This window comes from Paenibacillus spiritus (genome assembly GCF_008710135.1).
In the GTDB taxonomy this organism is placed as follows: domain Bacteria; phylum Bacillota; class Bacilli; order Paenibacillales; family Paenibacillaceae; genus Paenibacillus_AQ; species Paenibacillus_AQ glufosinatiresistens.
Window position 1 is genome coordinate 57,290 of sequence record NZ_VYKK01000030.1, and the last position, 20,229, is coordinate 77,518.

The window sequence follows — 20,229 nt, forward strand, 5'->3', positions numbered from 1 at the left end:
ATGGATACAGCCTTCCTTTAGAGACGCTGCAGGTCCTGATACAAAACCGAAACGGACGGACCATTATCCGTCTAGAGTACCGCCGTCTCCGGCAGAGCCGCCGCAGCTTCGCTCGACCGTATATCCCGGCGCTCAATGGCTGTGCGGAGCAGCAGCATGCCGCAGCCCAGAAGCACGAGCAGCGACCCTGACAGCAGGTAGGCCGAGAGCGGCCCCGCAGCGGTGACCAGCGCTCCCCCGGCGACCGGGCCGAGAATGACCGCAGCGCTGGTCAGCGATCCCACGGTCCCGAAGACGCGTCCGCTGTACGTCTCCGGCGTCCGCTGCTGAAGCAGGGTCTGGAACGGGATGAAGATCATTCCCGCTCCGGCCCCTGCCACCAGGAACGCCGAGAAGAGGACGGCGTACAAGCCGTACCCGTTCAGCCCCGAGCCGGTAATGACTCCGGCTGCGGCAAAGACGGCGCCCATCGTTACCGCTCCGGCGCTCATGAGCAGCAGCGGCCGGCCAGCGCCCAGCTTGCCCGCCGCCAAGACGTAGAGCAGGGTACCGAGTCCGCTTGCTCCGATGCACCACCCCAACACGCCTTCGTTCATGTCCGGTATGGTCCGCAGCAGAGTGACGGCCTGGGAGTCAGCGACTTGAAGCACGAGCAGCGCGCTCACCAGCAGCAGCAGACCGCCCATCAGCATCGGCATGCCGGAGATGAACGCGATTCCAGCCGAGAGATCCTTGCGGAAGGAGGCAAGCCCCTGAGCCCCGGCCGCCTCCCGGCTGCGCCGGAACTCGGCGGGGAGGCGAAGCAGCAGCAGCGCGGACATCAGAAATGCGGCGGCGTCAATCCCGTAGCAGACCGAGATTCCGAACATGCCGACCAGCACGCCGCCGAGGGCCGGACCAGCGATCTTCGTAATCTGCTCGATGGAAGCGCTGACGGAGACCGCCTGCTCCATTTGCCCGGAAGGCACCAGCTCCTTGAGCTTGCCGCTCTTGGCAGGGCTGAACAGCACATCCATCAATCCCTTGGCAATCAGCAGCGCATACACCTGCCAGAGCGTTCCGGCGAACAGGAACAGGGCGACCAGTCCGGCCCGGACGAGGTCGGAGCCGATCATCAGGCGCTTGCGGTTCATCCGATCCGCCAGCACGCCGGCAATCGGCCCTCCCAGAAGCGAGGGTACTGCCATGCACAGCGACATTACGGTAATCTCCCACGGGGTGGCCTGCCACTTCATGCCCACCATGGCGAGCAGCGCCAGCACGTACAGCCATTCGCCCACATTGGATACAAGCTGCGCCGCCATCAGCGTCAGGAAGGGACGGTTGCGGCGCAGGCCGCCTTGCCCGTCTTGAGGGTGAGGGGAATCGGTGAGGGTATTCATTATTCGGATTCATCTCCTGTCTCGGGTTAAATGAAGCGTTTGTCTTCATGCTAGCACGGCAGCAAGAGGCGCTCCTCCATCCCGGGCCGGAAATCCCCGCGGTCCCGCAGCCTGATTTTGCCCCAGGTTCACAGGCGGAACCCGTCCTTAAATAATTTTGATTTTTAATAATTAAAACTGCGCTCATTGTGACAAATCACATGTTTTTCTCTCTTTCTTTCACGTAAGGTAGGAGTATATAAAGGTTCTGGTCGTCGTATCCGGACCCCACACGAACGCATGCAGATATTTCAATGGAAAAGGGTGAATGAAAGATGCTTCAATCCTACGAGCGCGACACGCAGCTTACGCTTCATTTGTACCGGGTATTCGCCAAATCGTTCAAGAGCATCAACGAACACGCCGTTACAGGCAGCAAGATTGAAGGGTTCAACCCGACGGCCTTCGCCGTAATGGAAGTTCTGTACTATAAAGGACCGCAGCCGATCCAGCAGATCGGCGCCAAGCTGCTGCTGCAGAGCGGCAACGTTACGTACGTCATCGACAAGCTGGAAGAACGGGGCTATCTGCAGCGCAAGGCCTGCGCCAGCGACCGCCGCGTGATCTTCGCCGAGCTTACCGCCGAGGGCGAGCGTCTGATGAACGACATGTATCCGAAGTATACGGAGCGGCTCCACCTGGCGTTCAGCGGACTGAATGACGAGGAGAAGGTCCAGATGATCGGATTGCTCAAGAAGATGGGACTGCAAGCCGAGAAGCTGTCTCCCCTGCCGCGCAAGTAACCCAAGAAGCACATCCCCGATGGCTTGAATCCGCAACAAGGAGGACCCGGCAATTGCCGGGTCCTCCTTGTTGCATCTGCACCGTACCGAACCGTCCGTCTCAGCTTCTCCGCTCTGCGGATGCGCTCTCCCACTCCCGGCGCAGCAGGGCATACAGTTCTACATCCCGCAGACCCCGGCGGGTCAGCCGGTATTCCCGCAGCAAGCCTTCCTTCCGAAAGCCCAGGCGGCTGAAGAGACGCTCGGAGCGTTCATTGCCGCGCAGACATTGCGCCTCGATCCGGTTCAGCCGCAGCTTCCGGAAGCCAAATTCGAGCACCAGGCGCAGCGCCTCGGTCATATAGCCATGTCCCCAAAAGCCGGGGTGCAGCTCGCACCCGATCTCTCCCCGGCGCGCGCCGGAGTCCTGCCAGGCATTGAAGCCGGCGCTGCCGATCACTCTTCCGCTGTCCCGAAGCGTCAGGCTCCAGCGCAGACCGTCTCCGTCCCGCTCCATGTCCAGCAGCAGCCAAATCAGCGCTTCGGCGGATCCGGCACCGCTCAGCTCGGGCATGCCCAGCCAATCGGAGGCTTCATCCGCCGTCCAGACCGACAACAGCGCTTCGGCATCCAGCGTGGACAGCGGCCGCAGCACGATTCGCGGGCCCTCAAGCCCCGGAGCCGTTCCTGTGAGGATGTCCATCCGTCCCCCTCCTTCTTCTGGTTGTAGTATAGCATGTTCCGGATGCCGGCAAGCACGCACAAAAAAACGCCCGCTCACGCGCGGACGCCTTCATTGCATGCCTGCCAGGGGTCAAGGAATGCGTAACGGTCTGGAATCAGGCGATTCAGCCGGTAGCGCCGGCCGTCTTGATCGGCTTCAGCACTTCCTGGCACAGAAGCTCCAGCTTCGGCTGAATGCTGCGGAACTCCTCAATGCCTCTTCCCGTCAAGCTGTACTCTTCTCCGTGGAAGGTCAGATAATTATCCTGGGTTAGCCGTTCCAATTCCTGCTTCACTTCGCGTTCTCCAATCCGATATCCGAACTGTTCCAGTTGAGTCTGCATATCCGATATCGTCAGCTTGCGTTCGTGGGCGATATACAGCATATGGATTCCTATGAACAAATTTTGCACATCGGCGCGCATAGCTCCTCCTCCCGGCCTAAGCCTTGTTGTGATGGGTCAGCTATTATTTACCCGTCGCCGTCTTCGCGGAAACACAGGCTTCCGGCCCGGACCTGCGGTGCTGCCTCTGAAAGCCGCACGGCGCATGGGGTTCAGTGCTTGACGTACCGCTCTGCCCTGTACTATGTTGGTTAATAAGACTTACTTACAGAAAGGTGATGCTCCATGTTTCAGGCCATGCCCTATGACGGCACCCGCAGCGAGCGTTTCGAGGCCGTTCTTGCCCAGCTCGGCTCGCTGATTCAAGATGAGCCGAATGCCGTCGCCAATCTGGCCAACGCATCCGCTCTGCTCAAAGCTTCCCTGCCCGATACGAACTGGGCCGGATTCTACTTATACGACGGCACGGAGCTCGTCCTGGGTCCGTTCCAGGGGCTTCCGGCCTGCATCCGGATTCCGCTCGGCCGCGGAGTCTGCGGCACCGCAGCGGCTGAGCGCCGGACGCTGGTCGTCGGCGACGTGCACGCTTTTCCCGGCCATATCGCCTGCGATGCCGCCTCCAACAGCGAGATCGTTGTGCCGCTCGTCCAGGAAGACCGCCTGCTGGGGGTACTCGACATCGACAGCCCGATCAAGCACCGGTTCGACGATGACGAGCGCCGGTTCCTGGAGCGTTTTGCCGCCATCGTAGCCGCCGTCCTGTAAGCCGCCGAAGCGTCCGAAGGATCGCCTCCCGGTCTGCGCAGAGAAACCGCGAACAGCCCCCTCACTTGCCGCAAGGCGGGAGAGGGGGCTGTTCGGCGTACTTGGCGTTCCGGCTGAAGTCCGGCTGAAGTCGGACATCTGTCATGTCAGGCTGCCTCGGCTCCTCCGCAGCGAACACGGTCTGCTCTACAGCTCTACCGGCCGGATATTCCAAATCTCCGAAGCGTAGCGGCTGATGGTGCTGTCGCTTGAGAATTTGCCGGAGTGGGCAATGTTGATAATGGATTTCTTGAGCCATTCGGGACGGTTGCGATAAGCCCGGTCAATCTCCACATGGGTCTCGACATACGAGGCGAAATCCTTGAGGACAAAGAATTCGTCGTTGTTGTCCAGCAGCGAGTGGAAGATTTGACCGAAATCCTGCCCGTCGCAGCAGAACGCGCCGGGGTTCATGAGCTGGTCCAGCACTTCCTTGACCCGCCCGTCGCCGTTGTAGATATCCCGGGCGTAATAGCCGCCGTGCTGATAATAATCCAGCACCTGCTCTGCGCTCAGGCCGAACAGGAACATGTTCTCATTGCCCAGCATTTCGTGCATCTCGACATTCGCGCCGTCCATCGTGCCGATGGTCAGCGCGCCGTTCATCATGAATTTCATGTTGCCCGTGCCCGACGCTTCCTTGCTCGCCGTCGAGATCTGCTCGCTGACATCGGCCGCCGGAATGATCTTCTCGGCCAGCGATACCGAATAGTTCTCCAGGAAGAAGATCTGAAGCTTGCCGTTGACGTCCTTGTCATTGTTGACCGTATGGGCAACCGTATTGATAAGCTTGATGATCCGTTTTGCCAGATGGTAGCTTGGCGCAGCCTTGGCCCCGAAGATGAACGTTCTTGGCACTATGTCCATCGACGGCGCAGCCTTGATCTGATTATAGAGATGCATGATATGCAGAATGTTCAGAAGCTGGCGCTTGTACGCGTGCAGCCGCTTCACCTGGACATCGAAGATGGAATCGGGATTGACCTTGACACCGTGCCGGCTCTCAATATACTGCGCAAGCCGGAGCTTGTTGGCGCGCTTGACCTCGCCGATCTTCTCCTGGAAGGAGGCATCCTCGCAGTACTTAATCAGCCCGATCAGCTCCTGCGGATGCGTCTTCCAGCGGGTTCCGATCGTATCGTCGATCAGATCCTTCAGCTGCGGATTGGCGTGCAGCAGCCAGCGCCGGTGCGTAATGCCGTTCGTCTTGTTATTGAACCGGTCGGGAAACATCTCGTCGAAGAGCCGCATTTCCCGTTTGCGCAGAATTTCGGTATGGAGCGCCGCAACGCCGTTGACGCTGTGGCTGCCGACGATGGCCAGGTTGGCCATGCGCACCTGATCGCCGTAGATAATGGCCATGTCCGCAAGACGCCCCTCATCGCCGGGATAGCGCCGCAGCAATTCGGCGCAGTAGCGGGCATTGATCTCCTCGATGATCTGGAATACGCGCGGCAGCAGCTCGCGCACCATCGGCACCGGCCACTTCTCCAGCGCTTCGCTCAAGATTGTATGATTCGTATAGGAGACCATGCGGGTCACGATGTCCCAGGCTTGATCCCAGCCCATCTTCTTCTCGTCCATCAGAAGGCGCATCAGCTCGGGAATGACGAGCGTCGGGTGGGTGTCGTTGATATGAAGCGCCACCTTGTCCGGCAGCGCGGTATACGGCAGTCCGAGCTTGTCGAACGTGCGCAGAATGCTCTGCAAGCCTGCGCTGCACATGAAATACTGCTGCTTCAGCCGGAGCAGCTTGCCTTCATAGCGGGAATCGTCCGGATAGAGAAACTCGGAGATGGACTCGACGGAACGCTTGTACTCCAGAAATTTGTGATAATCGCTTCCCGCCCGCATCCCGAACGCCTTGGACGGCTGCATGACCGACTCCGCGCTCCAGTTGCGCAGCGTATTGACGTGCCGCTCGTCGGCGCCGATGATCGGGATGTCGTACGGTACCGCCCGGACCGTCTCGTAATCCTTATGCTCGAATACAAGCTCGCCGCTGCTGTCGACATCGGTCTCCACACGGCCCCAGAACTTCACGTCCACGCTCTTGTCCTCGCGGCGCACTTCCCATACATTGCCCTTCTGCAGCCAGTAGTCCGGAAGCTCCACCTGGTAGCCGTCCACGATCTTCTGCTCGAAAAGTCCGTATTTGTAGCGGATGCCGCATCCGTGTCCGGCATAGCCCAGCGAGGCCAGCGAGTCCATGAAGCAGGCCGCCAGACGCCCGAGGCCGCCGTTCCCAAGCCCCGGATCGGGTTCTTCCTCCTCGATGTCGTCCAGGCGGAAGCCCAGCTCTTCCAGCCCGTCCCGGACGACTTCCAGATCGCCCATGTTGAGCAGATTGTTGCCGAGCAGCCGGCCGATCAGAAATTCCATGGAGAAATAATACACCTGCTTCTCCTGGCCCTGCCGATAGCGGCGGTTCGTCTCGGCCCAGTTCCGGCCGGCCTGCTCCCGGACCATATTGCCCAGAATGTTGAAGACATCGGCGCCGGAAGCCTCTTCGAGCGGCTTGCCCAGCTGATCGACAATTTTGTCGGTAAATGCGGCTTTGAAACGTTCTTTATCGGTAAATAGCAAAAGAGTTCCTCCTGACGTTCGCTAATTATGGCGCAGGACGGCGGGAAAGGGCTACATTTTGCTGCTCTTGGCAATGACGAACGGGCGGCGGCTGTCTCCGACCAGAACCCGTTCCCGGCTGAGCTGCACGTCCTTATCCATAATCACATTCTCGATGACGGCACCTTCTTCGATGACGCATTTCTGCATGATGACGGAGTTGGTCACCCGCGCCCCCTTGCGGATCTGCACGCCCCGGAAGATCACGCTGTTCTCCACCTTGCCCCCGATAATACAGCCGTTGGCGACCAGCGAATTGCTGACCTCGGCGTTCTCCAGGTAACGGGTGGGAGCCTCATATTTGATCTTGGTCTGCACGGGATTGTTCCCGAACAGCTCCATGAAATTCTCCTGACGCAGCAGTTCCATGCTGTTCTTGTAATAGCTCTCCAGCGAGTTGATTACGGCATGGTAGCCTTTGTATTCATAGGCGGCAATCTTCAGGCTGTTCTGATTCTTCTGGATGGCGTCCCGGAAGAAGAAGCTCTCGCCGTGGGCGATGCAGTGTTCCACCATTTCCAGGAACCGGTCCTTCTCCATGATGAACATATCGAGATATACGTTATGATGGCCTTTCTCCTGATGAATGCCGGTTACGAAGCTGTCTTCGTCCACCTCCAGCCGCTGGCACAGCTCATGCTCGGGCTGAAGCTCCTCGATCTTCTTGTAGACAAGCGTGACGTCCGCGCCCTGCTTGAGATGATAGTTGTACAGCTCGCGCAGGTCGATCGTGCTGATATGCTGGCTTCCGGAATGCACAAGGTACTTGGCGGAAGCGCGTTTGAAGAAGTCGAGATTGTTGTGAAAATGCTGGAGGTCGCCGCGCGAGGTATCGGTCGGGTCATTCCAGTCGGGCGGCAGGATGAACAGCCCGCCGTGCTTGCGGTTCATATCCCAGGATTTGCCGTCGCCCAAATGGTCCATCAGCGAGCGGTACTTCCGCCGGACGAACAGGCCCACGCTCTCCAGATCGGCGCGCATCATATTGGAGAGAACAAAATCAATCAGCCGGTACCGGCTGGCAAAGGGCACGGCCGCGCCGCAGCGGAAGTAGGTAAGTTCGTTCAGATTATCGAGTTCGTGATCCAGATTGATAACGCCCAGAAGCTGCTTCATGGCTTGCACCGTCCTTGTATTTTATTTAGAGCGTGTTGGTGATCTTGGCTGGAGAGGCCTTGCGCTTCTTGTTGCGGTTGTCGATCAGCAGAATCTCATTCTCATTCTCATTCTCCCGTTCTACGCCGATTTCCATGCCGTCTTCGAGAATGGTATTCTCGCTGATAATCGCCTTGTGAATCTTCACGCCGCGGCCGATCTTCACCTTCGGCATAATGACGGAATCCTTGATCTCGCTGCCTTCTCCGACTTCTACTCCGTAGAAGAGCACAGAATGCTCGACATCGCCGCGGACGATGCAGCCTTCGTTGATGATCGAACCGCACACCTTCGCGCCGGGAGCCACATACTGGGCCGGCTGGTTCGGATTGCGCGTATAGATGCGCCAGGACGGATCGTTCAGATTGAGGGGCGGATTGTCGCTGAGCAGATCCATATTGGCCTCCCAGAGACTGTTGACTGTACCCACATCCCGCCAGTATCCTTCGAACGGATAGGCATACAGCGTCTTGCCCTTGGAGAGCAGCGCCGGGATGATGTCTTTCCCGAAGTCATGCGAGGATTCCGGATTCTCGCCGTCTTCCAGCAACGCCCGCCGCAGCACCTCCCATTTGAATATATAGACGCCCATCGAGGCGAGCGTGCTCTTCGGCTTCGCCGGCTTCTCCTCGAATTCATAAATCTTCAGGTTCTCCTCGGTATTGAGGATGCCGAAGCGCGTCGCTTCTTCCATCGAGACATCAATCACCGAGATTGTGCAGTCGGAATTCCGTTCTTTATGATATTGAAGCATGGCATTGTAATCCATCTTGTAAATATGGTCCCCAGAGAGGATAAGGACATGCTCGGGATCATACTGGTCCACGAACTTCAGGTTCCGGTAGATGGCGTCCGCCGTTCCCCGGTACCAGCTGCTTCCGTCCTCGCGTTCATGCGGGGGAAGCACATAGACGCCTCCGTGGTTATGATTGAGATCCCAATCCGAGCCGACCCCGATATAGGAGTGCAGCACCAGCGGCTCATACTGCGTCAGGACTCCGACGGTGTCGATACCCGAATTCGTGCAGTTGCTCAGCGGGAAGTCGATAATCCGGTAAGTCCCTCCGAAATATACGGCCGGCTTCGCGAGCGATTTGGTCAGACCCTTCAGCCTTTTTCCCTGGCCTCCGGCCAGCAGCATGGCAACCATTTCTTTTTTCTTCATGGAAGAGCCTCCTTGAGCTTGGGGTGGATAACGCTTCTTCGATTGCTGGGAGAACGAGTGCGACTCAAGTAATGGATATGTAGCAGGAACCGGTGGTGCGGGCAAAGCCGGAAAGCTGTAAAAGGAACCGGTAAAGAAACTAGGAAAAAGGGATTCAAAACGGGGAGCGGAAGCGGAACTCCGCTGAGCTATACGCCCTATTTTAAAGTGTGAGACGGCATACCGTCAAAACCCTTTTCTTCTATTTCATACAAAGGCTTTACCGGACCCGGTTCATTTAATCTGCAACCGTTTCCTCCTTGCCGATTCATTAATCATTAACCAATATCGGCCGGGCTGATTGAAGGATCGGCGTGGACAAGCCGCGTATTCTTCAGCAAATTTTCAACCGTCTGTGGCATAATGGCAGTAACCATGCTGGGAGGGATACCGATGAATACCGCACAGGGCGTGCGGCTGCTGCTGGTGGACGACGAGCCGCATATTCTCCAGTTTCTGGAGCTGGGCCTGTTAAATGAAGGCTTTGAAGTCCGGACGGCCCAGGACGGGACAGCTGCGCTGGAGATTGCCGCCGAGTTCAAGCCGCATGTCGCCATACTGGATGTGATGATGCCGGGAATGAACGGCTTCGAAGTCTGCCGCTATCTGCGGTCAGGGGAAGAGGAGATTGCCGTTATCATGCTGACGGCCAAGGATGAAGTGGACGACCGGGTGAAGGGCCTGTCTATCGGAGCGGATGACTATATGGTCAAGCCGTTCAGCTTCGACGAGCTGCTGGCCCGGATTCAGGCCAGGCTCCGCAACCAGTTCCCGGCGCTGCTCGGCGAAGTTCGCTGCGGCCCCTTCCGCATTGACAACCGCCGCCGGGAAATCCGGTACCGGGACGAAGCGCTGGAACTGTCGCCCACCGAGTACGAGCTGCTCCAGTACATGCTCCTTAACCACGGGCTGGTGCTGAGCAAGCCGATGATTCTCGACAAAGTCTGGGGCTATGACTTCGGCGGCGAAGAGAACATTGTGGAAGTCTATATCCGCTCTCTGCGGGAGAAGCTCGGCGACAAGGAGCACCGCCTGATCCGGACGCTGCGGGGAGCGGGCTACCGGGTGGACCTCCCATGAGCGCTCACGGCCGCTTCCGTCCGCTGCGCCTGCGCGGGCCGCGTTCGCTGCGCAGCCAGCTCCTGGCCGCCTCGCTGCTGATTCTATCGGGGCTGCTGCTGCTGATCGGCGTGCTTCAGTATGTCATTATGCGCAATTTCATCTACAGCAACCGGGCCGAGACCATGCAGACCCAGATTCGTTCCATTCCGCGCGAGGTGATCTTCAATCTCGCCCGGGACGACGCGGACGGGACCCTGCCCGGCGACTCCCCGGAAGGGCAGCCGTCCGCTCAACCGCCCCCTCCGTTTCAGAGCGAGGCGGGAGACAGCGGGAGAGTCTGGAACGGAGCTCGCCGCCCTCTGCTGCTGGACGCCCAGACGACCATTGCGATCTACACGCCGGACGGAACCTTCACCGATCTTCAGCGCGCCACGCTGGCGGAGTCGGAAGCCCCGCGTCTGAGCGACGCCGAATACCGGGAGCTTCTGGACGATGCCGATTCGCGGCATCCGAACAGGTACCGGATCATAAGCTCGGGCGGCGGCAGCGAACAGCTCGCGGTATTCCAGCGCTTCGGACGCTCGGACGGGCCGGAGGCCCTGCTGCAGATGAGCGTCGATACCGGGCCGCTGCGCAAAGTAATTCTCACCCAGCTGCTGATCTTCGTCGGCCTGTCAGCGGCGGCGCTGCTGGCGGGCCTATTCCTCTATGTGCCCGCCCTCAGGCGGACGCTGGTGCCGCTCTCCACCATGCGGACCACCGCGCAGCGCATTGACGCCGGCAACCTGGACCTCCGCTTTCCTTCCCGCCAGGGCCAGGAGGAGATCGACCAGCTCTCCCACTCCTTCAATGGCATGCTGGAGCGGCTGGAAGGCTCCTTCCGGAGCGAACGCGAGGCCAAGGAGCGGATGCGCCGGTTCGCGGCCGACGCCTCCCACGAACTGCGGACGCCGCTGACCTCGATTCACGGGTTCCTGGAGGTGCTTCTGCGGGGAGCGGCGGACAACAAGGAACAGTTGGACAAAGCGCTGCGCAGCATGCACGGCGAGTCCAGGCGGATCAACAAGCTTGTCGAGGACCTGCTGCTGCTCGCCCGGATGGACGGGGAGCCGGGCCTGCGGACCCGGGAGCTGGAGCTGGGCGGGGTCCTCGCCGAGATGGAGCCCCAGCTTCGGATGCTGGCGGACGGCCGCCGGGTCGATTTTGCCCTGGAAGAAGATCTGTGGGGCCGGTATGACCCTGATAAGATCAAGCAGGTGGTGCTGAATCTGTTCCAGAACGCGGTTCAGCACACCGATCCGGCCGCGGGCTGCATCCGGGTAGCCCTGAAGCCCGAAGGCTCCTGGGCCGTGTTGACCGTTCAGGACAACGGCCCCGGCATCCCGCCGGAGCATCTTCCTTATGTGTTCGACCGCTTCTACCGCAGCGACGCCTCGCGCGCCCGCAAGTACGGCGGCTCCGGCCTCGGCCTCTCGATCACGAAGTCGATCACCGAGGCGCACGGCGGAGAGATCACGGCCGACAGCCCGCCGGGGCAAGGCGCCCGGTTCCGCGTGCTGCTGCCCCGGACGGAGGCTCCGAATTGAAATGAAGGAGCGGATTTCATAGAATAGAGGGAAGCTTGCGGCTGAAGAGCCGGATCAGAATCGTTCAACGGAAGCATAATCGATCAGAGGAGGAATCATCATGTACGAAATCGCGGTAATCGGGGCGGGACCGGCCGGGGCCAGCGCGGCGCTTTTTGCAGCCAAGGCAGGCAAGGCGACCCTGCTGATCGACAACGACAAAGGCATGACCCGGCGCGGCTGGTATGAGAACTACTACGGCATCCCGGCCGTCGGCGGACCGGAGCTCGTCGAGACCGGGCATCAGCAGGCCGTGAAGTTCGGCGCGAAGCTTGCAGCCGACAAGGCGACAGACATCGTCCGGGGCGAAGACGGCTTCCGGATTGCGACCGAGAGCGGTCAGACTTACGAAGCCCGGCACATCATTCTGGCAACCGGCGCGCTGACCGACCTGGCTGCCCAGGCGGGCGTCGAGACCCGGGACGGCACGGAGCCGCGCATCAAGACCGTGATTGCCGTCCGGCCCGACGGACGGACGAATATCGACGGCATCTGGGCCGCCGGCACGGTGGCCGGCGTCAGCGTGCACGCCATCATCACCGCCGGGGACGGAGCCCGGGTGGCGGTCAACGTCATCAGCGAGCTGAACAGCGCCCGGTATGTCGATCATGACGCGATGAAATCCTGAGGCCGGATATCGAATTCGGCCAGCCGGTCCATGAACAACTCAAATCAGGCTTCCCCGTCAATAACGGCGGAAGCCTGATTTGAGTTATCCTGTCATCCTGCCTGCCTATGAGCGCCTGTTCGCGGGTATCCCCTAACGGACCGCACCCAACGCTCCGGCAATCGACCACAGACTCGATACTACCAACAGCCATAGCGTCACTTTTTTGAAGGCCTTCTCGTCCAGACGCCGAACGGCTGCGGTGCCGACCCAGACGCCGATCAGCAGCGCAGGCGTCAATTGAAGGAGCAGCCTCAGCAGACTGGCGTCCACGAGCCCCTCTCTGCCAAAAGCTGCAAGGGTTATGATGTTCAACATACAGGCGTAGGCGGTAAGATTCGCCCGGAAGGCATCCCTATCCATCCCCTGCCCGCTCAGGAACAGCGCCACCGGCGGTCCGCTCATGGACAGGCTTCCGTTCAGCAGGCCGCTGACCAGACCGACCGGAACGAAGGCTAACCGTTCGTTGCGGACCTTAAAGCTCCGTCCATTCAACAGCAGAAGCGTGTACCCCAGTATGAGCAGACCGGCCGCTCCTTTCAGCGCGGACGCCGGCACCGCTGTCAGCAGATAGGCCCCCAGGGGAGCCGCCGCCAGACTTGCGGCCAGCAGCGCCCAAATGCGGCCCAGCCTCACTTTCTTGTACGCTTGCGCCAGTATAACAAGATTGGTCAGCAGGCTGAGGATAACTACAAGTGGCACCGCCTGCGTCACCGGCAGCCATAGGCTGAGGAGCGGCATGGATACCAGTGAGAAGCCAAAGCTGGTCAATCCCTGAATGAACCCGGCCGCTGCCACGACTGCCATCACCTCGAATACCATCCACAATTTCATGAGTCCGGCTTCCCTGCCCTTACTTCGTCAATCCGTACAGCGCCTGCGCCGCCTCGGCCCGGCTGAGCGGAGCCGTTGCGGCGAAGAGACCTCCGCTGCGACCCTGCACCAGTCCGAGCGCAGCCGCCGTCCGCACCGATTCCGCCGCCCAAGAGGCGACGCGGTCCATATCGGCAAAAACCGGAGGCGCCGTCTTCACCTCTGACGGTCCGCGGCTGTAGGCATAGGCCTTCGTCAGCATGACGGCCATCTCCTGGCGGGTCAGGGTGCCCGACGGGTCGAAGACCCGCTCGCTGCGGCCCGAGACGATGCCGGCCGCCGCGGCTGCGGCCACTTCGCCTTCATACCAGGCTCCCGCCGGAACGTCGGCGAAGGACGCCTTCCCGGCGGCGGGCATCAGGCGAAGCAGCCGGGAGAGCATCGCGGCGAATTCGGCCCGCGTCACGCTGCGGGCCGGTTCGAACGCCGCGCCGGTTCCGCCGGCGATGCCCTTGGCAGCCAGCGACCGGACAGCGCCGTACGCCCAGTGCGAACGGGGCATATCCGGGAAGGTCCGCTCCACGCGCAGCACCGCATAGGTGCTGAAGTGGCGGATGGAAGCGGAGATTACCTCTCCGCTGCGGCTGCCTCCGGCATATTCCCGAGCGCCGTCTTCCGCGATGTAATAAATGCCGGTGATATCTTGGTCGGACGCGGAAGATGCGGCCGCCCGAAGCGTCAGGGTCAGCGGCTCGGCGAACTCGCGCACCGGCTCCGCCGTTCCGTTCTTCTCCACCGCCAGGGAGAAGGCATAGGCTTCACCGGCGGAGGATACGGCGAGGCCGCCGCCGTCCGCCGTTCGGCCGCCGCCGCTGCGGGCCAGAAGCGCCGCCGTACTTGCGGCGCTCACCGGCTCGGCCTTCAGGACGAGCGCGCCTTCCGCTGCTGCGGCCCGGTCGCCCAGCGACTTCATCAGGCCGGCGGGAATTTCCAGCGCGAACGCCCCGCCGCTCCCTCCGGTCAGGCGGAGCGCCTGACCGCCGATCGCCGCCAGCGTTCCTGCCGGAAGGCGCAGCGTCTCTGCGCCGGGCGGCAGAGCCAGCGTCACCCGGCCGCCGGCCGATGCCGCAGCCGCCTGCTCCGGCGTAACCGTGACCGGCTGCGCCGCTTGCCCGCCCGCCGCCGCGCCGCTGCCCGCGCCTGCGGCAGGACCTGCGCTGCCGGTCCCTGTGCCGGCGCCCGCCTCCGTTCCGCCGCCGGACGCCGCAACCGCCGCCTCGGCGCCGAGCAACGTCTTCGGCGCAGCGCTCTCAAGCCTGCTGTTCACCAGCTTGACGCCGGACAGCGACAGTTCGCTCTTCCCGGCGGAGACCGCCCGGAAGACTACCGTCAGCAGCTTCCGGCTTCCGGACATCCCCGGCGTTTCGGAGCCGATCTGCGTGTAGGCGAAGGCCGCCTTGCCGCCTGAGACGGAAGCCGGCACGCCCATTCCGCCTGCGAGTCCGTAAGCTGCGGAGACATACTCCAGCTTCGCCGGATCATAATTCAGCGTCATTTCAAACGCGTACAGATCCGCCAGACCGTCGCCTGTCACAGTCACGGTCACCTCGCCGCCGACTGCGGCCGGCGCCGCCGATAAGGAGACGGACGTCCCTGTCTCGGCGGCCGTCCGAACGGCTACGGCGTCCCGCTCCAGGGCTTGCACCCCCCGAGCGCCGCTCCCTGCCGATCCGCCCCCTGTCTCTCCGGCGGCAGCCGCCCTTCCGGCACCCGCCCCGCCCGGAACCAGCAGCAGGGCCGCCAGCAGCAGCAGGCCGCAGCGTCCGGATCTTCTTGCGTCTCTTTCCGTTCTGTTCATCTCGCCCGTCTCCTTCCCGCCGGCAGCGGAAAGCCCGCGCAGGCGAGCTGCGGGGACCTTCGGCTTCTTACCGGTTTCGCTTCCATCTATCGCTTCCATCTATCGCTTCCATCCATCGCTTCCATCCATCGCTTCCATCCGTCACTTTAATCCGTCGCTTCAACCCGCCGCGCCCCTCAGAACTTGCCCGGAATCTTCCGGGCCGTCGCAGCCAGATCCATAATGTCGATCTTGCCGTTCTTGTCGGCGTCGTACGGCTTGAACAGGTACCAGTCGGCCCCGCTCGCCGTCTTGCCGTAGGCGATCGAGACATTGGCCAGGTCGCGGATGGTTACCGCCGCGCCGAGCGTCTCCAGCGTATAGGCGGAATTCAAATACGTCTCTGCCGCCAGGGTCAGCTTCGCCGCCGCAGCGTCCGCCTTGGCCTGGCCTGTAGTCGCATCGGCGCGGACCGCCTTGGCCGCCGCAATGGCGTCCTTCAGCGCATTCCGCGACTCCGTGGCATATCCGCCCAGATAAGCGCCGGCCGAAGTGGCTGCATACTTGGCTTCGGCATCCGCAATCGCCGCGTCCAGCGCCGTCATGTCGGCCGCCGCCGAGATTGTCACCGAGGCCGAGGAGCCGGTCGCCGAAATCAGGGGGCCCCCGTCCGAGACCGCGATATTGGCCGCCTCTACAACAGCGGAGCCGCTTGCCGCTCCGGCCTTGGCCTTGAACGTCAGCTTCAGCAGCGACGCTTCATTCGAGACGGTTCCGCCTTCGGCCGCAAGCACCAGATACGCCGCATTCCCTTCGTCGCTGACCGTCTGACGGACCACCTTAAGGCCCTCTACCAGGGAAGACGCTTCCACGAACTCCAGCTTCTGCGGGTCGTAGCGCAGCGTCATTTCTTCCGTACGGAACGGGTTCTCCAGACCGCCAATTCCAAAGGTCAGGTCAAAAGACGAACCCGGACTTACCGTCATGCCGCCTCCCGTCAAGGTTCCGGCCGGCTGGCTCATGCGCACCAGCTCGAAGTCGTCGATCCACCCCCAGGTACCTCCCGGACCCGCCATGTCGATGCCGATGGTGGCCTGCCCGTTCGTCACGGCAATGTTCCCGACCGTGTAGGGCTTCCAGACATTCCAGCCTGTATTGACGGCATCCGTATAGAGCGGGTCTCCCCCGTATCCGTCGGCGAACAGGCGCAGCTTCGTTTCACCGCCGCCCCCCGAGATCCAGGCCTTCAGCGTATAAATGCCATTCTCCAGTCCGGTGACCGTCTGCGACAGCTTATAGGCATAATCCGACCCGTACCAGTAATTGAAGCCGTTCGCTCCCGCATGGACGTTGGCCGTGTCGTTCTTGACACTGCCCGCCTGGTCTCCGGTCAGCGTCCAGTTATCCATCCAGCTCTCGAAGCCGGGGTTGCGGACCATATTCGCATTGGCAAGCACCTTGACCGTTACCGATGCCTTCTCGGCCAACCCCTCGACGCTGCCTTCCAGCGTGAACTCCCCGGCTGCATCCAGCTTGCCGGACGGAACGGCATCCCAGACGACCGGCGCCGGCGTAATCGATCCGTCGTTGTAGAGCACGCTGGCCGTTGCCGGCAAGTCCGGCTCCTGGCCCTTGACCGTCGTCACGCCTTCGGACGCATAGACCTTGATCGGGGCCTTGGCCAGACTGCCCGGCTCGTACTTGAACGCATCCAGCGAAGACAACGCGTTCCCGTCAAAATCAAACATCGCCTGATTCTCCCAGCCGTTGACGTCGCCTTCCTTCCAGCCGACGCCCGACAGCCAGGCCGGTTCCCAGTAGAATACGCCCAGCCCCTTGCCTTCGTCCACATGGGCAACCGTGTTCAGCACCGTCTCGGTCACCAGCTTCTGATTCGCGGGCGAAGCCGGGAAGCCCGCCTTCTCGGTATCCGCGAGTTTGGCAATATTGCCGCCCTCAACCGGGTCCGCATCCTCCAGCGTGAACGGATAGGCCGTCTCGGCCACCACAATTTCCTTGCCGTACCGGGCCACCATATCGTTCATGTTCGTCTTCAATTCCTGGAAGGTGCCGTGCCAGTACGGATAGTAGGACATGCCGATGACGTCGTAATCCAAATTGCGGCTCTTGGCCTGGTCAAAGAAGCTGCGGAATTTGGCATTATTCCCGCCCTCGGCCAGATGCAGCATAATCTTCACCGAGCCGCCGGACGGCGTCGTATCGCGTACCGCACGGATGCCCTCGGAGAGCAGCGCCGCCAGATTATCGAAGCTGCTTACTGCGCCGTCCGGCAGCAGCATGCCGCTGTTGATTTCGTTGCCGACCTGAACCATATCGGGATAAGCGCCGGCATCTTTCAAGTCGGTCAGCACCTCTGCCGTATACTCATACACCGCCTGCTTCAGCTCATTGAAGCCGAGATCCTTCCAGGCCGCCGGCTTCTCCTGCTTGCCGGGATCGGCCCAGAAGTCCGAATAGTGGAAGTCCACCAGCAGCTTCATGCCCGCCGCCTTGACGCGGGGCGCGATTTCCAGCAGCTTGGCCGCATCGTTGAAGCCGCCCGATTCCGTAGGCTGATTCCACACCCGCAGCCGGACATAATTGACGCCGTGGTCCTTCAGAATGGCCAGCAGATCCTTCTCCTGTCCATCCTCATAGTAGTGCATTCCCTTGGCTTCGATCGCTTGCAGAGTGGAAATATCCACCCCTTTAATAAAGGTATCCGGGTCCGACAGCCCCGAGGCGGCCTCCGCCTGCCTCGCCGCTCCCGGCATCCACAGTGTAAGCGTTAACATAATAATCATAGCCGCAGTCCATCCGCGACGAACAGCTCTTCTCATCCTTCCAATCCCCCTCCCATGATTTCTCTCTCATTGTAGGCGACCGCCGACCCCTTCCAACAGCGAGAGAGGCAACGAATCCTAGTACGCGATCAACGATCTTTGCTTTTTTAAGAGCTTTTACTTTAAGAGCCGTCCTGTGTCCGCGCACCAAAAGAACCGCGGCGCCAACCGCCGCGGTTCCCTTCCTTCCTGCATCCGCCTCCTTGGAACGGGTTAATGCGCCGCCCGCTTCAGAATGCGGACGCCGTAAGCCGGCAGCTCCAGCGGTCCGGTTACCGCTTCGCCCGTCTCGGCGTCGGTATACGCGGCGCCGTCCAGCTCCACCGTCTCCGCCTGGCCGGAGAAGCCGAGCACGAAGACATAATCGTGCTCTTCGTCGCTGCGGAGCTGGGCGGTTACGCCCGCCGGCAGCGGGGCGTTCAGCGCCCGGCGCACGCCGGCCTCTTCCACGAGGCGGCCGTAGAACGCCTCATAGAAGGCATCGTCCTTGACGCGTCCGCCGAGATAATACGCCTTGCCGGCACCGCGGCCGTTCACGGTCAGCACCGGCCGCCCGGCGTAGAAGTCGTCGCCGTATACAGCCAGCGTCTCGGCGCCTTCCGTATGAATCAGCTCGCACAGCTCATGGATCGGATGCTCGCCGCCGAAGCCGAGCCGCTCTGCGTTCTCTACCACGAGCCGGTTGAGCTGGCCGTCATGCAGCCCGTCGATCTCCTCGGCCCAGATGCCGAGCGTCTCCCGCAGCGGTCCCGGGTATCCGCCCAGATAGCAGAGGTCGGTCTCGTTGACTACGCCGGTCCAATAGGTCGAGACCAGCGTGCCGCCGTTCCGGACGAACGCGTCGATCTTGGCTCCCGTCTCCTCGCGGAGCAGGTAGGCCATCGGCAGAAGCAGCAGCTTGTAGCCCGAGAAGTCATCGTCTGACCCGACGATGTCGGTCGGAACGCCAAGCTCCCACAGCGCCTTGTAGTGCTGCATGACCGTCTCTTCGTAATGCAGTCCGCCGTTGCGCGGACCCTGGGCGTCGTTCACCGCCCAGCGGTTGTCCCAGTCGGCGAGAATGGCGGCTTCCGCCGGCACATTCGTGCCGAGCAGCTCTGTCAGACCGGCCAGCGTCTTGCCCAGCTCGGCCACGTCCCGGAAGACGCGGGTGTTCTCATGGCCGGCGTGATCCACGACCGCGCCGTGGAACTTCTCGCTTGCCCCGCGGCTTTTGCGCCACTGGAAATACTGGACGGTGTCCGATCCGTGCGCCACGGCCTGGAGCGAGGACAGCTTGTGCATGCCCGGCTTCTTCAGCTTGCTCACCGGCTGCCAGTTCGTCAGGCTCGGCGTGCTCTCCATCAGCATGAACGGCTTGTGCTTCAGCGTGCGGAACAGGTCATGATTGAACGCGAACCAGGCCGCAATCTTGGCCTCGGAGTCCGCTTCATGCCAAGTCGGATACGCATCCCAGGAGATGACATCGACGACTTTGGCAAAATCCCGGTAGTCAATGCCGTAGAACCAGTCCATGAAGTTGGCCGTGCAGGGCAGATCGGCGTTGATCCGGCGCAGCGGCTGAATCTCATGCAGGTAGAAGTCAATGGTCTGGTCGGAGACGAACCGGCGCCAGTCGAGATTGTGGCCGTGCACCATATTCTCCCCGTGCGGAGCCGGAGACTCCACCTGGGACCAGGAGGTGTACGTGTGGGCCCAGAACGAGGTCCACCACGCCATGTTCAGGTTCTCCAGCGTGCCGTATTTGCGCTTCAGCCATTCGCGGAAAGCGTCCTGGCAGTAGTCGCAGTGGCATTCGCCGCCGTACTCATTGGACACATGCCAGCCGAGCACGGCCGGATGCTGTGAGTAGCGCTCCGCCAGCTTCGTGTTCATGATCGTGACTTTCTCCCGGTAGACCGGCGAGGTGTAGCAGTGGTTGTGGCGCATGCCGTGGAGATTGCGCACCCGGTTCTTCTCCACGCGCAGCACTTCCGGGTATTTCTCGGACATCCAGGCCGGACGAGCGCCGCTCGGGGTCGCCAGCCAGGCGTAGATGCCGTTCTCCGCGAAGGTATCCAGCACCCGGTCCAGCCATTCAAAGGTGAACGTGCCTTCCTCCGGTTCCAGCGCCGTCCAGGCAAAGATTCCGATCGCCATCGTATTGCAGCCGGCCAGCTTCATCAGCCGGATGTCTTCCTCCAGCACTTTCGGGTCATGCTGCCACTGGTCGGGGTTATAGTCGGCGCCGTGCATGAACACGGGCAGCTTGGGACTGATCGGCGGAAATTTGGTCGTCATCGAGGTTCTCTCCTTCTCATGGGTCCGTAATGGGGTTCGGCGTGCGGCTTGCCCGCTTATGATAAAAGGGAGACAGCCGTCTCCCCTTATCCGGTAGATTGTAC

General features: G+C 61.4%; 15 protein-coding genes. 5 read left to right on the plus strand and 10 right to left on the minus strand.

Translation table 11 applies throughout. The annotated features are described in order from the left end of the window. Positions 1-71: 71 nt before the first annotated feature. On the minus strand, positions 72-1,382 hold the full coding sequence (locus F4V43_RS17910; protein WP_150459633.1) for an MFS transporter: 1,311 nt from the start codon (positions 1,380-1,382) through the stop codon (positions 72-74). 314 nt (positions 1,383-1,696) lie between these two features. On the opposite strand from F4V43_RS17910, the gene F4V43_RS17915 reads away from it, so the two are divergent. Beyond that, a complete protein-coding gene (locus F4V43_RS17915; protein ID WP_150459634.1) occupies positions 1,697-2,164 on the plus strand; it encodes a MarR family winged helix-turn-helix transcriptional regulator in 468 nt (155 codons plus the stop codon). A 100-nt stretch (positions 2,165-2,264) separates the two neighbouring features. On the opposite strand, the gene F4V43_RS17920 is transcribed toward F4V43_RS17915, so the two are convergent. Then, positions 2,265-2,846, minus strand: a complete 582-nt coding sequence (locus F4V43_RS17920) for a GNAT family N-acetyltransferase (RefSeq protein WP_150459635.1) — start codon at positions 2,844-2,846, stop codon at positions 2,265-2,267. A 145-nt stretch (positions 2,847-2,991) separates the two neighbouring features. After that, positions 2,992-3,291: a hypothetical protein gene (locus tag F4V43_RS17925; protein ID WP_150459636.1), complete on the minus strand. Its 300-nt coding sequence runs from the start codon at positions 3,289-3,291 to the stop codon at positions 2,992-2,994. Positions 3,292-3,495: 204 nt separating this feature from the next. On the opposite strand from F4V43_RS17925, the gene F4V43_RS17930 reads away from it, so the two are divergent. After that, a complete protein-coding gene (locus tag F4V43_RS17930; protein ID WP_150459637.1) occupies positions 3,496-3,975 on the plus strand; it encodes a GAF domain-containing protein in 480 nt (159 codons plus the stop codon). Between the two features lie 186 nt (positions 3,976-4,161). Here F4V43_RS17930 and F4V43_RS17935 read toward each other — a convergent pair whose 3' ends face one another. From F4V43_RS17935 to F4V43_RS17945, 3 genes are read right to left on the minus strand one after another with little or no spacing between them, the layout of a single operon-like run. Further along, positions 4,162-6,600, minus strand: coding sequence for a glycogen/starch/alpha-glucan phosphorylase (locus F4V43_RS17935; protein ID WP_150459638.1), 2,439 nt, complete (start codon positions 6,598-6,600; stop codon positions 4,162-4,164). 51 nt (positions 6,601-6,651) lie between these two features. Continuing rightward, positions 6,652-7,755, minus strand: a complete 1,104-nt coding sequence (glgD, locus tag F4V43_RS17940; protein WP_150459639.1) for a glucose-1-phosphate adenylyltransferase subunit GlgD — start codon at positions 7,753-7,755, stop codon at positions 6,652-6,654. A gap of 25 nt (positions 7,756-7,780) precedes the next feature. Next, positions 7,781-8,959, minus strand: a complete 1,179-nt coding sequence (locus tag F4V43_RS17945) for a glucose-1-phosphate adenylyltransferase (protein ID WP_150459640.1) — start codon at positions 8,957-8,959, stop codon at positions 7,781-7,783. 432 nt (positions 8,960-9,391) lie between these two features. Between F4V43_RS17945 and F4V43_RS17950 the strand changes: the two genes are divergently transcribed. The 3 genes from F4V43_RS17950 (at position 9,392) to F4V43_RS17960 (ending at position 12,313) form a co-directional block, all read left to right on the plus strand. Next, entirely contained in the window at positions 9,392-10,078 is a 687-nt protein-coding gene (locus tag F4V43_RS17950) for a response regulator transcription factor (protein ID WP_150459641.1), read from the plus strand. Next, positions 10,075-11,646 (plus strand): sensor histidine kinase, encoded by a 1,572-nt coding sequence (locus tag F4V43_RS17955; protein WP_150459642.1) that lies wholly within the window; start codon positions 10,075-10,077, stop codon positions 11,644-11,646. Before F4V43_RS17950 ends, F4V43_RS17955 begins: the two co-directional genes overlap by 4 nt. A gap of 100 nt (positions 11,647-11,746) precedes the next feature. After that, complete coding sequence (locus F4V43_RS17960) at positions 11,747-12,313, plus strand: FAD-dependent oxidoreductase (RefSeq protein WP_150459643.1); 567 nt, start codon at positions 11,747-11,749, stop codon at positions 12,311-12,313. A 132-nt stretch (positions 12,314-12,445) separates the two neighbouring features. On the opposite strand, the gene F4V43_RS17965 is transcribed toward F4V43_RS17960, so the two are convergent. The 4 genes from F4V43_RS17965 to F4V43_RS17980 all read right to left on the minus strand — a co-directional run bounded on the left by F4V43_RS17965 (position 12,446) and on the right by F4V43_RS17980 (position 20,125). Continuing rightward, positions 12,446-13,186: a sulfite exporter TauE/SafE family protein gene (locus F4V43_RS17965; RefSeq protein WP_150459644.1), complete on the minus strand. Its 741-nt coding sequence runs from the start codon at positions 13,184-13,186 to the stop codon at positions 12,446-12,448. Between the two features lie 19 nt (positions 13,187-13,205). Continuing rightward, on the minus strand, positions 13,206-15,023 hold the full coding sequence (locus F4V43_RS17970) for an S-layer homology domain-containing protein (RefSeq protein WP_191089640.1): 1,818 nt from the start codon (positions 15,021-15,023) through the stop codon (positions 13,206-13,208). Between the two features lie 176 nt (positions 15,024-15,199). Next, complete coding sequence (locus tag F4V43_RS17975) at positions 15,200-17,806, minus strand: glycosyl hydrolase 53 family protein (protein WP_191089641.1); 2,607 nt, start codon at positions 17,804-17,806, stop codon at positions 15,200-15,202. A 252-nt stretch (positions 17,807-18,058) separates the two neighbouring features. Next, positions 18,059-20,125 (minus strand): beta-galactosidase, encoded by a 2,067-nt coding sequence (locus F4V43_RS17980; RefSeq protein ID WP_150459647.1) that lies wholly within the window; start codon positions 20,123-20,125, stop codon positions 18,059-18,061. Positions 20,126-20,229 lie beyond the last annotated feature (104 nt).

What these genes read in the sequence shown, in the direction of transcription:
- F4V43_RS17970 (WP_191089640.1), bottom strand. Translation starts at nt 15,023, where the DNA reads ATGAACAGAACGGAAAGAGACGCAAGAAGATCCGGACGCTGCGGCCTG.
- F4V43_RS17945 (WP_150459640.1), bottom strand. Translation starts at nt 8,959, where the DNA reads ATGAAGAAAAAAGAAATGGTTGCCATGCTGCTGGCCGGAGGCCAGGGA.
- F4V43_RS17975 (WP_191089641.1), bottom strand. Translation starts at nt 17,806, where the DNA reads ATGATTATTATGTTAACGCTTACACTGTGGATGCCGGGAGCGGCGAGG.
- F4V43_RS17925 (WP_150459636.1), bottom strand. Translation starts at nt 3,291, where the DNA reads ATGCGCGCCGATGTGCAAAATTTGTTCATAGGAATCCATATGCTGTAT.
- F4V43_RS17930 (WP_150459637.1), top strand. Translation starts at nt 3,496, where the DNA reads ATGTTTCAGGCCATGCCCTATGACGGCACCCGCAGCGAGCGTTTCGAG.
- glgD (WP_150459639.1), bottom strand. Translation starts at nt 7,755, where the DNA reads ATGAAGCAGCTTCTGGGCGTTATCAATCTGGATCACGAACTCGATAAT.
- F4V43_RS17950 (WP_150459641.1), top strand. Translation starts at nt 9,392, where the DNA reads ATGAATACCGCACAGGGCGTGCGGCTGCTGCTGGTGGACGACGAGCCG.
- F4V43_RS17965 (WP_150459644.1), bottom strand. Translation starts at nt 13,186, where the DNA reads ATGAAATTGTGGATGGTATTCGAGGTGATGGCAGTCGTGGCAGCGGCC.
- F4V43_RS17960 (WP_150459643.1), top strand. Translation starts at nt 11,747, where the DNA reads ATGTACGAAATCGCGGTAATCGGGGCGGGACCGGCCGGGGCCAGCGCG.
- F4V43_RS17915 (WP_150459634.1), top strand. Translation starts at nt 1,697, where the DNA reads ATGCTTCAATCCTACGAGCGCGACACGCAGCTTACGCTTCATTTGTAC.
- F4V43_RS17980 (WP_150459647.1), bottom strand. Translation starts at nt 20,125, where the DNA reads ATGACGACCAAATTTCCGCCGATCAGTCCCAAGCTGCCCGTGTTCATG.
- F4V43_RS17955 (WP_150459642.1), top strand. Translation starts at nt 10,075, where the DNA reads ATGAGCGCTCACGGCCGCTTCCGTCCGCTGCGCCTGCGCGGGCCGCGT.
- F4V43_RS17920 (WP_150459635.1), bottom strand. Translation starts at nt 2,846, where the DNA reads ATGGACATCCTCACAGGAACGGCTCCGGGGCTTGAGGGCCCGCGAATC.
- F4V43_RS17910 (WP_150459633.1), bottom strand. Translation starts at nt 1,382, where the DNA reads ATGAATACCCTCACCGATTCCCCTCACCCTCAAGACGGGCAAGGCGGC.